Here is an 11,691-nt window from a genome sequence, read left to right as displayed (position 1 = left end):
TATGAAGGATCCGGAGTACGAAGCCGTTTCCAAAGCGAAAAGGCAGGCCGAAAGCGGCAACCCGAGCGGCGCCGTCAAGACCCTGGAGTCTTTTTTGGAGAACGATCCCCACAACACGAAGGTGAGGATGCAGCTGGCCAGGACGCTCATCTATGATCTGAAGGACATGGAGGCCGGTCTGATGCAGATGAACGTCATACTTGACCTGGAACCGGAGAATGTCGAGGCGATGAAAGCTATGGTGACGGTCCTTGCCAAACACAAAAAGAATAACAAAGAGACTGTGCGGATATATGAAAAATTGTTAAAGACATCTCCGGACGCCGACCTATATAACGCATACGCCATATTTTTGAGGATCCAGATGACCGATTTCAAGAGATCCGCCGAATACTACGAAAAGGCGATATCTTTAAACCCTATGGAACCTATCTACCGTCGGAACTACGCGGTCCTTTTGCTGAATGATCTGAAAGATTACGAAAGAGCTAGGGGGGAGCTTGAGACGCTTTTGAAGCTCGACCCTGGGGACATTCCCGCAAAGAAGAATTATGATCTTTTGATGGAAAAGAAGTTCGATTCTGAAGGAAAGCTGAAGAAAAGGACGTTGTTCCGCAGGTGACCGGTTCATTTTGAAAAAGCGGCGGCGAAACCGCTTTAAAAACAGAACCGGTTCCGGAAATGAGGTGAACAAATGGAACTGAAAGGATCCAAGACAGAAGCAAATCTGATGACCGCCTTCGCGGGAGAGAGCCAGGCAAGGACGAAATATACCTACTACGCATCACAGGCAAGAAAAGAAGGATACAACCAGGTAGCGGACATATTCATGGAGACCGCCGAGAACGAGAAAGAGCATGCAAAGCTCTGGTTCAAGGCGCTTCACGGCGGCTGCATACCCGAGACGCTTGCCAATCTCCAGGACGCGGCCGGCGGAGAGAACTACGAGCACAACATCATGTACAAAGAGTTCGAGGAGACGGCCAGAAAAGAGGGATTCAACCAGATCGCCGACCAATTCAAACTGGTGGGTGACATCGAGGCAGTGCACGAGAAGAGATATCTCGAACTCTACGAGAACATAAAGAGCGGCAAAGTGTTCAAGAAGGACAAGGTAGTGGTATGGAAATGCCAAAACTGCGGATACCTCCATGTCGGAGAGGAAGCTCCAGCCCTGTGTCCGACCTGCAAGCACCCGCAGTCGTTCTTTGAAGTACAGGCTCAGAACTGGTAAACCGGCGGGCTTCCCGCCACTTTTAATCTCTTATTCCCACGGCCTTCGGAACGGACGCCGTCAAAAAGAAGGTGGCACAATGTACCAGACAGCACAACGACATGCTCGGATCAACAGATGATTTTTTTAGAGAGCATCCCGTGGGTATATAGTGACATCAGTATATAACTATTCAATGCGGAGCGAACAATAAAAGATATGACCATACATAATTAAATATACGCAATCCTGTTGTTGCTATCATGGCATCTTACTGTTCAAACTGTGGTAAAGACGTCGTTGAGGGGACAAGATATTGTCCCGCTTGCGGATTCGACACCATGAGCCAAGGAAGCGGTAGCGGCTACAACAGTGGCGGCTACAATCAGAATAATAACCAAAACCAGAGCATGGGTGGATCGCTCACAATCATATTCGTTCTGGGTTGCATATGGGCAATAGTAGCTATTTTAGCTGGCATTTCGAACATGGCAGTCGGAGGTCTTTTGATATCCGGCGCGATTAACTTCGCCGTTGGAATTGCCCTAATAATGAGTGGAATATTTGCCCTCCTCTGCTGCATGAACATCCATAAAAAAGAAGGGCACCAGCAAGCATGCACCTACTGTTTGATAGGGTCGATATTGGCTTTGGTTACTATTATCTTCGGCATCATAGGCATTATTCTCTATTTTGTGCTGAAGAACGAGCGTAGCTATTTCCGTTCATAAACCTGAAACGGCCCTTTGCGGCCGCAATCTTTTTTCATACAGTTTTCATTGTAGCGTTATTTCCTGCCTGCCTCTGCGGAGAATGTATATTGTTTCCGCTTCCGACTAGAACGGGTTTATATAGAGTATATATTCATCTTTATTTTGCTCTGACTAGGTGGGGGGCCTCATCTTGATCGGAGACAATATAAAAAAGGTGTAAAAATGAAGAATAAAAAGGGCATTTTAGTACTCCTTGCACTGGTTGTAACAGTGCTGGTCTCTGTACCCGCCTTCACTGCTTCCACAGCGGAGGGGGGGGGGGACGACGGATTAACATTTAAAGGGAATTTTGGCGGCTCTGTTGCTGATTATTTTCAATCAGTGGCGGCAGTACCTGGCGACGCTGTTGCCGCGGGGTATTCACAGCAAGGATCATTCGGCAACGGCGATTGGACCGGCACCGCGGCGAGAGGCGACCAGGATGCAATCATCGCGAAGCATGTGATTCCAGTCACCGACATCAGTGTGACCGACATAACCGAGGTGCCTTCGGCGGCTACTGCCGGAACGCCGTTGACCCTGACAGGAACGGTGTTCCCGTCTGACGCCTCGTACAAGACCATAACTTGGTCCGTAAAGAACGCGGGGACAACAGGAGCGACCATCAGCGGGGATGTGTTATCTACAACTGCGACAGGTACGGTCACGGTGACTGCGACCATATCAAACGGCAAAGGGGTCGGCACTCCTTATACAAAAGACTTTACTATCTTTGTCAATCCTGCTCAAATCAAATACATTACCGCGACCTCCGATCTCAATTCGGCGATAACGCCGAGCGGAGAAGTACCGGTGTTCTCCGAAACAAGCCAATACTTTGCATTCACCCCCAACGCAGGATATTACATTTCCTCCGTGACTGTAGACGGAGTCGCTTTGTCTTTGTATGAGGTGCAAATGAACAATGGAAGTGGCTACACCTTCTCCAACATGACCGGCGACCATACGATAGATGTGAAGAGCGCCCCTCTCCCAACCATCACCCCAACCTCCGATTCCAACTCGACGATATCGCCGAGCGGCACCATGACCGTGGAGTACGGAGCATTCCTAAATGTTGTATTCTCACCCAATGAGGGACATTACATATCCTCCGTGACAGTGAACGGGGTCGATCGGCCTTTGACCCAATATACGATGCACAATGAAGAAATGTACCTTGTAGTTATGACAAGCGATTATACGATAGATGTGAAGAGCGCTCCGCTTCCGATCATCACCGCAACCGCCGACTCCAACTCAATGGTATATCCAAGCGGATCTGTGGCAGTGTGGAGCGGATCAACCCAATACTTTTATTTCTTCCCCAATACAGGATATTTCATATCTTCCGTGATGGTGGATGGGGTTGCTTTGTCTTTTGAACGAGGGCAGATGGAACTCGAAGGCATCTATATTTTCTCCAACGTGACCGGCGACCATACGATAGATGTAAAGAGCGCTCCGCTTCCGATCATCACCGCAACCGCCGACTCCAACTCGATGATATCGCCGAGCGGGATCGTGACGGTAGAGAACGGATCGAGCCGGTCATTTACGTTCCGGCCCAGTGCCGGATATTTCATATCTTCCGTGACTGTGGATGGAGTCGATATACCTCTGTCTCAGGCAGACATGAGCAGTGGAGTCTACACCTTCTCCAACGTGACTAGCGACCACACGATAGATGTGAAGAGCGCTTCGCTCCCAGTCATCACAGCAACCGCCGACTCCAATTCAACGATATCGCCGAGCGGAATCGTGACAATAACACACATATCAGGCCAACCATTTACATTCCGGCCCAAAGCGGGATATTATATATCTTCCGTTACTGTGGACGGGATCGTTCTGTCTCTGTCTGAGACGGAGATGAGATTCGGAGGCAACTATGACTTCCCCCTCATGACCGGCGACCATACGATAGATGTAAAGAGCGCTCCGCTTCCGATCATCACCGCAACCGCCGACTCCAATTCGACGATATCGCCGAGCGGGACCGCGGCTGTGCAGTACGGAATGAATCAGTCATTTACATTCCGGCCCAAAGCGGGATATTATATATCTTCCGTTACTGTGGACGGGATCGTTCTGTCTCTGTCTGAGACGGAGATGAGATTCGGAGGTAGCTACACCTTCTCCAACGTGACCGGCGACCATACGATAGATGTGGAGAGTTCCGTGGTTCCATACTTTACCATCACCGCAACCGCCGACTCCAGCTCGATGGTATATCCCGGCGGAACAGTGTCGGTGCTATCTTGGTCCAGCCTGACATTCTCATTCTACCCCAACACAAGACATTATATGTCCTCCGTGACTGTGGACGGGATCGTTCTGTCTCTATCTGAGACGGAGATGAGATTCGGAGGTAGCTACACCTTCTCCAACGTGACCGGCGACCATACGATAGATGTGAAGAGCGCCCTGCTCCCTATCATAACTGCGACCGCCGACTCCAACTCGACGATCTCGCCGAGCGGTGCAGTGTCGGTGCAGCCGGGGTCCAGCCAAACGTTCATATTCTCCGCTAATGCAGGATATACTCTATCTTCGGTGACGGTAGATGGAACTGCATTGACATCTGCGCAGATGACTGCCAGATCCTATACATTCTCGAATGTGACGGCCGATCACACAATAGATGTTAAGAGTATCCGTACGCCTCCTACATACTATTACATCACTGCAACCTCTGACCCTGGAGCAACGATATCTCCCAGCGGAAAAATAGCAGTGGAGAAAGGCACCAGCCAAACCTTCACCTTTGCCGTAAATGCAGGATACACTCTATACGGCTATTTTTCTTCAGTGAAGGTTGACGGAATGGCTTTGTCTCAGGAAGAGATAGCACGGGGACAATACACATTCCGTAGCGTGAATATGAACCATACTATCGAAGTGTCGACCACCACTCTCCCGGGCCCATTTGACTATTCAATTACGGTAACTAATTTAGAAGTTAAAAGTGGCCTTGTATATACGACACTTGATAGCTCTGTCAAGGAAGTTAATAAAGGAGGCTGGGTTAGTGTCTCTTTCGCTAAGAAACCAGAACATTTTGTATTCGAAGTAAAGGTTGACGGAGTGGCTTTGTCATATGCAGAGAAAAATCGAGGATCCTACATATTCAATAATGTGACGAGTGACCATACAATAGAAATAGTGTATGCAAAAGATGGCGGAATAACGGCTGTTTTACCTACTGAATATGTGAGTCCTATGTTTGATATAATCCCAATCCCTGCAGAATGGCTTAGGTGGCTTACCCCACATGTTGTCGTAGAGACGATGTATATCGAATCAGACACAATTGCAAAAGTCAACCAAGCAATAAAAATGGGACTTCCTCCGTCAGATGTAGAGGGTCTCGCTGTTGCAATTACCGTCGAGGCAATTAGTTATTTCGTGCCTGTGTTGGGATATGTGAGCCTTATAGTTGATATGTGGAACTTTGTGATTATTAATAATATATTAAATGAGATGATTGACAAGGATGTGAATAAAAATGGCATACTATTAGTCGTAGCAAAAACACCCGGTGGGTTAATTGGAGGTTACATGATCGAACAGCAATGAGTACAATAATACCTTGGGCGATGAATAGCTAAATTTTCGGCAGACTCATGAGCAGTGTGCCGAAATGCGTTTTATTTATAAACTCTAGCCGAGCGGGGACATCCTCTCACGAAGATGTCCCCGCTCGGCTTATATTTTTTGATTGTTACTTTTGAACTCGTCCTTTGCTTTGTATATGAAGTATGCTACTATGAACCCGATAGCGCCCACCAGTATTATAAGTCCAAGTAAAGAGGAGATTATGCACGCTATCAATGCCACGAAGTGGAATTTCTTTGTCATGGACAGCACCGCTGTGACCGCCGCAAATGCACCGCTAGCTGCTATGACCGCGCCTGTCACAAAGAGTGAATATGCAATATCATCACGAGTGTAGCCATATGTATCTTCCATAATATTCCAAAAATCGGGGGTTGAATCGAATATACCCATTATATAGTCTGCTCCAAGAATAAAGAATAAGCCTAACACTAATGCGATTGCGGCCCAGACAGCCGATAGGATTGCCATATTCCTCAATCTGTTGCTTTTATTCTGTGGGTACCCATATTGCGAATACGGCTGTGCTTGGGAGGTACTGCCTATCGCCTCACCGCAGGTTGTGCAGAAAGTATCGGATTCGCGTAACGGGGCTCCGCATTTCATACAAAAATTCGAGGATGATCGTTCTTCCATTTTTATCATGACAACAGTGCATTTTTTCTATATAATTTTGGCTCTTTCAGATTTTGTGTGAAATGACGGTCGGAGGCAGACCGCATAGATTTTGTCGTAATGACATAATACTGCCGAATCCGTAGGAAAAACAACCGAAACAGGAAAATGCTTTCTCCACAATGACTGAGAGTCTTCATTCGATGAGATACACAGGTTCTTAGGGATTTGTTGGACGCTTACGTTTAGGGGTTTATTCCGGCAGCGTTCTTCCGCTTTTCGCCGACCTCATGCGCTCTGCCTCATCAAGCAAAGCTATCTGATACCTAGCAATCTCCAGCAGTGTTTGGAACCGTTCTGTCTTGGGTCTCCCTGCTTTTATCAATTCTGCATTGTGTGTTTCAAGATTGGACAAGACCGCCAGTTCATTCACAGATGCAAAATCACGGATGTTGTTATTTTTTGCCAGTTCTGGATTTTCATTACGCCATTGTTTTGCTGTACAACCAAACATTGCCACATTCAGCAGGTCAGCCTCGTCTGCGTATGCCAGCCACTCCGTCTGTTCTGTATAATCACTAAGCGGCAGGACATATTTCTTCACAGCATCGGTGTGTATCAGGTAATTGGTCCTGGACAGGAACCGTTTGGCATCCCATTCCAGCTTATGGCTGTTGTTCTCTATATCCTTCAGCCGCTGATATTCTTTTAACAAGTATAGTTTGAACACCGGGCTGATTGCAGAGCCGAATTCAAATGCAACATCCTTGTGCGCATACGTACCGCCGTATCTGCCGGATTGAACGAAGATTCCGATCGCATTGGTCTTTTCAACCCATTGTTTCGCGCTTAGGACGAAGGTCGGCAATCCTGCCTGCATTCTAAAGTGGTCAAATTCGACCACTTTGAAGTTAGGGTTATGCATCATCTCCCAGGTGCCCAAGAATTCCAGAGTGGTGCGGTTGCGAATCCAGTTTTTGATTATATCCGCAGCACGAGACTCGCCCTCTTTAGCCTTTGCCATGTCTGTTATGCAAATATAATCGTCAATGTCGAAAGATGCTATCGTGACGTGAACATCCTGTACCGTGATAATGCTGGTCTTATTCTTAATCATCATGAACGTTTCAGCCGTTGCTTGTTTACATATTTCCTCATTACAGTTAGTATTACAGACAAACTGTCATCATTTATTTTCAACTTGAATCGAACCTATATTAATGCCGAAATGAATGATGACGTTATCATGGATGACCTAGCAAAACTAAAAACGAAGCTCTTAGCTTGCAGAGAATGCAGAGAGCTTTTCGGTTTTGAGCCCAGACCTGTCTGCATGGGGAACTCCGACGCGAAGATAGTGCAGGTCAGCCAGGCGCCGTCGGTACATGTGCACAATACCGGAAGATCGTTCAACGACATAAGCGGCAGGAGATTAAGGAACGATTGGTACGGCATATCCGAGGAGGTGTTCTATGATCCAGACATCTTTTACATAACATCCGTCGGGCACTGCTATCCGGGGAAGTCAAAGAACAAAGGGGACAACCCTCCGCCGAAGATATGCGCGCAGAAATGGCTCAGCAAAGAGATAGAGCTTGTGAACAATGATATCTTCGTCCTGGTCGGCAAGGCAGCGGCGGATTTCTTCTTCCCTAAGTATGATTTCACGGAACTGGTCTTTTCCGATCAAAGGATAAGAGGTAAACCCGCATTCGTGATACCGCACCCATCGCCTCTGAACGTCAGATGGTTCAAGGAACACCCCATGTTCGAGAAGAAGAGAATGCCTGAAGTAAGGGGCGCGGTCCATAGCGCGATATTCGGCTGAGCACTTGGTCTTTTGTAAAACGGTCATTTTTGATTTCTCATGCCGTGCTTTACGATCCATTCCCGTGCTTTGCTTTCCTTCGTCTTTTCCCATTGTTCGATGATCCGCTTTGCTTTTTCAGGCGACTCTTTGAACAGGTCGTTCAGATTGTTTCCGACGCTTTTTTGTACGAACCTTTCCGGATCATCCTTCAGGTTCGTGAGGATGACCGCATACCTTTCGAGCTCGTCCAAAGCGACGGTCAATTTCTCCGCCCACGGCAAACGTATCCTGACCCCCTCGCTTGCAAGCCTCCGGACATGAACGTTCTCATCCTTCGTCCACGCTATAAGCTCATCCATCACTTCTTCCGGGTGCTCTTTCAGAAGAGGGCGGATGGCGTACTCTCCTGTAAACCGCTTCGTCAGTTCCTTCAGGAAGGGCAGAGACAGCTTCCAATCTTCATTCCCATGCCGTTCGACATACCTGCCAACGGGCCACAGCCACCACCCTGAGGTGAACATCCCCTCAGGTTGGGTCAATTCCGGGCCAAGCATATTAAAAAACACTTGGATATTTTTTGAGTAGTCAATCCCCATGCTTTTTTCCATGGCGTCGACGATAATGTCGAGCCTCGCAAACAATTCTTTATCATCAAGGCGGCCTATCAGACCGTTTGAAAAAGCATCTTTATCAAAACCCGGCATTACTGAGTGTATCTTCAAAGAAAGATCGAGGACATATTCGTCGTCGTAGCGATCTTTGTGCTTCATATTGCTTCACTTTCCAGGCATTGCTCCCTTTGGCTTTCTCAACGAAAACAATAATATGCCTCCGATCAGCACGCCTGCGACTACAGCAGAGATCCCAAACCAAAGCCAAATGCCAGCAGTCAAGCTGGAGAGCATGCCCTTAATGTCTATTCCGCCGAAGTTATACACCCATTCTGCCTCTCCTATGTCATTGAACTTCACTGCGATGAAGTTCACCGAGTCATCTTTCGATTCAACCCCGACCAGATCTCCGGTCCCAAAAGATCTGTAGTATGAGTCTCCTATGGCGATGAAACCGCTTTCCGTGGCTGCTACCGATTCGAAATAGTCTGATTCCACTCCGCCGAAGCTCTTCTTCCAGATCACTTCTCCCATGTCATCGAACTTCACTACGGCGCCGTCTCTGCTGCCGTAGGTATTATGGTATACATCTCCCGCCGCGACGAACCCTCCGGGGACCGCAGCCACTGACTTAAATGAATCTGCGTCTTCCCGGCTAAGGCTCTTCTGCCACACTACTGCGCCGTCGTCACCATATTTCACGATGTTCGCGTAACCTGCCGACTCTCCTGCAACGACCACTCCGCCAGGTACTGCCGCCACCGAGTTGAAGTAATCGCTGCTGTCCCCACCGAAACTGTTCTGCCACACCACATCGCCTGTTCCGCTGTATTTCACAATTATTCCGTCTGCAGGACCATACCACGTAGTATTGCCGTTGCGGATGATCTCATTTGAGGTTCCCACAGCTACAAAACCATCGGAGACAGCCGTTATTGAACGGAAGGACACGTTCGAACCGGGCACGCCAAAGGTCTTATCCCATATCCTTGATCCGCTGTTATCATACTTCGCTATGGCCGCATCGTTGCCTCTGCTTCCGGCTGCGGTAAATCCGTCGGAGGCCGCCGTCACAGCACTGAGTATAAGGGAACCGGATGTCCTTTGCCATACCCGGTCGCCTGCGTTGTTGTACTTTGCGATCGAACTTCCCACAGCCACAAAGCCGTCGGGGACCACTGTCGCAGACATAAATAGATTGAAACCAGATAACAAGAGATTCTTTCCCCATAACAGTTCGCCCGTGCTGCTGAGCTTCATTATGATGGTCCCTGCAGCGACATAACTTTCGGTTGCCGCAGTCGGCGTAAAGAGATCCGTGCCAGGATCGTCTTCCCCATTAACAAATCCCTCCTCCTCCGCAGACAGTATCGCAGCACTGGGCACGATCATAGCCAGTGCCGCCAGCGCGGACAAGACCGCCAAAACCCCCCTACTCATATTGCGCATGTGTGTTCCCTCCTTGCTCCAGGCCGTTCCCCCCCCCTAGGAAGAGGCCAATAACCGTGGTTATAGATGTATATATCTGGCTCAGTATAATACTATTATTAGGCGCAATGGCAACCACGGTGTCTCTGCGAAGGAGTATGTGCCTTACTCACTCGCTCTCATCATTCTGCGCCATGTCCGCCCTGTCTCCTTGCCGAGAGCAGGAACGCTGCCCCGCATGCCAGCCCGAAGGCGATTGAAAACGCGCCCATCCACAGCCACACCCCCGACATATCCGGTTCCGTATTGATGATGGCGGAAATCCCCCAGGGAGTATTCTGCACCCATGCCGCGCCGCCGGTGTCGTCGAACATCACGATGATAGTGTCCCTCGTGCTCTTCGACTCTATGCCGGCAAGGTCGCCGTTGCCGAACGATCCTTTATACGAGTAGCCAACGGCGATCAGCCCGCCCTCCACCGCGGCGACGGACCTGAAAGAATCATCGTCCGCCCCGCCGAAGTCTTTCCGCCAGACGATATCGCCGGCGTCGCTGAACATCGCGATGACCGCATCGCGGTCCCACGTGGGGCCATGGTACGCTTCTCCCACGACCGCGAACCCGCCCGGCACGGCTATCACCGACTCAACGGATGACATACCGACGACGTCCTTCTCCCACAGCACGGCCCCGCTGTTGCTATATCTCACTATGAGCGGGTTGCCGATCGAGCCGCCGACGGCGACCGCCCCGCCCGGAACCGCCGCAACCGAGCAGAAGGTGGCGTCGTAAGGCATGCTGCGCTCATCGCTCCAAAGGAGCGTGCCATTATCGTTGAACTTCGCGATGACCGTATTGCGGGGGCCGGCCGACCAGTTGTCGTCGAAGAAGGTGGCGTCGTGGGAGTATCCCGTAGCAACGAGCCCGTCGGGGGCAACCGTCACGGATTGGAATATGAACCGCTTGCCGGGGGCGGCGAGGCTCGCCTCCCATATCACCGTGCCTTCGCCGTCGCACTTCATGATGATCCCGTCGCCGTCCCTGTTCCCGGCTGCGATGAAGCCGTCCGCCGTCCCTGTCACCGAAAAGAACAAGGTCGCACCCGCTTCGTCAAAGCTCTTCTGCCACACGGGGTTGCCCGCCGTGTCATACTTCTCCACGAGTTCCCCGACGGCGATGAAGCCGTCCGCTACTGCAGCGGCCGAGCGGACCAAGTGCACATCGTTCCATCGGAAGCCGGAGTATCCGCCGCCGGACCATTCGATGTCCTTAGACCATATCAGCTCGCCTGAGCCGCCAAGCATCAGGAGGACGGCTCCTACAGCGAGGGGGCTCTCTCCTGGCGCCAAAAGGAGACCCGCGCTTGTGACGACAAAACCTTCCCCGCCATCCGCGTACCCTTCCTCCCCGGATGCCACCGAGACCGCCGGCAGGACCATCGCCAGCACTGCCAGGGCGGAGAGGGCTACCATACCATATCTGTTCTTTCCCCACATGTGTCTCTCCCCATTTAGCCGGACAGTCCGGAGCTGCCGGTCTGCTTACAGATTGATATTGTCTGTTCTATATAATACACTAATCTTCTCCGGCATCCTTTTCACGGGGCGGATATAAATACAGCAGCGCGCATAACAAAAGGCGTAA

The 11,691-nt window shown here is 50.0% G+C and carries 10 protein-coding genes; 5 read left to right on the top strand and 5 right to left on the bottom strand.

The window, feature by feature from the left end:
* Position 1: 1 nt before the first annotated feature.
* From FWG96_04685 to FWG96_04670, 4 genes are all read left to right on the top strand, one after another.
* The gene (locus tag FWG96_04685) at positions 2 to 622 is read left to right on the top strand and encodes a hypothetical protein (GenBank protein MCL2032544.1); all 621 of its coding nucleotides are present in this window, start codon (positions 2 to 4) and stop codon (positions 620 to 622) included.
* A gap of 72 nt (positions 623 to 694) precedes the next feature.
* A complete protein-coding gene (locus FWG96_04680; GenBank protein MCL2032543.1) occupies positions 695 to 1,234 on the top strand; it encodes a rubrerythrin family protein in 540 nt (179 codons plus the stop codon).
* A 242-nt stretch (positions 1,235 to 1,476) separates the two neighbouring features.
* Positions 1,477 to 1,944 carry a zinc ribbon domain-containing protein gene (locus FWG96_04675; GenBank protein ID MCL2032542.1) on the top strand — a complete coding sequence of 156 codons (468 nt, stop codon included), beginning with the start codon at positions 1,477 to 1,479 and terminating at the stop codon, positions 1,942 to 1,944.
* Between the two features lie 204 nt (positions 1,945 to 2,148).
* Positions 2,149 to 5,544, top strand: a complete 3,396-nt coding sequence (locus FWG96_04670; GenBank protein MCL2032541.1) for a hypothetical protein — start codon at positions 2,149 to 2,151, stop codon at positions 5,542 to 5,544.
* Between the two features lie 129 nt (positions 5,545 to 5,673).
* On the opposite strand, the gene FWG96_04665 is transcribed toward FWG96_04670, so the two are convergent.
* Positions 5,674 to 6,228: a zinc-ribbon domain-containing protein gene (locus FWG96_04665; GenBank protein MCL2032540.1), complete on the bottom strand. Its 555-nt coding sequence runs from the start codon at positions 6,226 to 6,228 to the stop codon at positions 5,674 to 5,676.
* 223 nt (positions 6,229 to 6,451) lie between these two features.
* The gene (locus FWG96_04660) at positions 6,452 to 7,318 is read right to left on the bottom strand and encodes a KilA-N domain-containing protein (protein ID MCL2032539.1); all 867 of its coding nucleotides are present in this window, start codon (positions 7,316 to 7,318) and stop codon (positions 6,452 to 6,454) included.
* 108 nt (positions 7,319 to 7,426) lie between these two features.
* Here FWG96_04660 and FWG96_04655 point away from each other — a divergent pair, with 108 nt between their 5' ends.
* Positions 7,427 to 8,026: a uracil-DNA glycosylase family protein gene (locus tag FWG96_04655; protein MCL2032538.1), complete on the top strand. Its 600-nt coding sequence runs from the start codon at positions 7,427 to 7,429 to the stop codon at positions 8,024 to 8,026.
* A gap of 23 nt (positions 8,027 to 8,049) precedes the next feature.
* On the opposite strand, the gene FWG96_04650 is transcribed toward FWG96_04655, so the two are convergent.
* The 3 genes from FWG96_04650 to FWG96_04640 form a co-directional block, all read right to left on the bottom strand.
* The gene (locus FWG96_04650) at positions 8,050 to 8,778 is read right to left on the bottom strand and encodes a DNA alkylation repair protein (protein MCL2032537.1); all 729 of its coding nucleotides are present in this window, start codon (positions 8,776 to 8,778) and stop codon (positions 8,050 to 8,052) included.
* Positions 8,779 to 8,784: 6 nt separating this feature from the next.
* On the bottom strand, positions 8,785 to 10,044 hold the full coding sequence (locus FWG96_04645; protein ID MCL2032536.1) for a hypothetical protein: 1,260 nt from the start codon (positions 10,042 to 10,044) through the stop codon (positions 8,785 to 8,787).
* Positions 10,045 to 10,229: 185 nt separating this feature from the next.
* On the bottom strand, positions 10,230 to 11,543 hold the full coding sequence (locus tag FWG96_04640; protein MCL2032535.1) for a hypothetical protein: 1,314 nt from the start codon (positions 11,541 to 11,543) through the stop codon (positions 10,230 to 10,232).
* Between the last annotated feature and the right edge of the window lie 148 nt (positions 11,544 to 11,691).

This window comes from Candidatus Methanoplasma cognatum, assembly GCA_009777615.1.
GTDB classification, from domain to species: Archaea; Thermoplasmatota; Thermoplasmata; order Methanomassiliicoccales; family Methanomethylophilaceae; genus Methanoplasma; species Methanoplasma cognatum.
The sequence above is the reverse complement of the archived record's forward strand: the minus strand, read 5'-3'. Positions and strand labels throughout refer to the sequence as shown.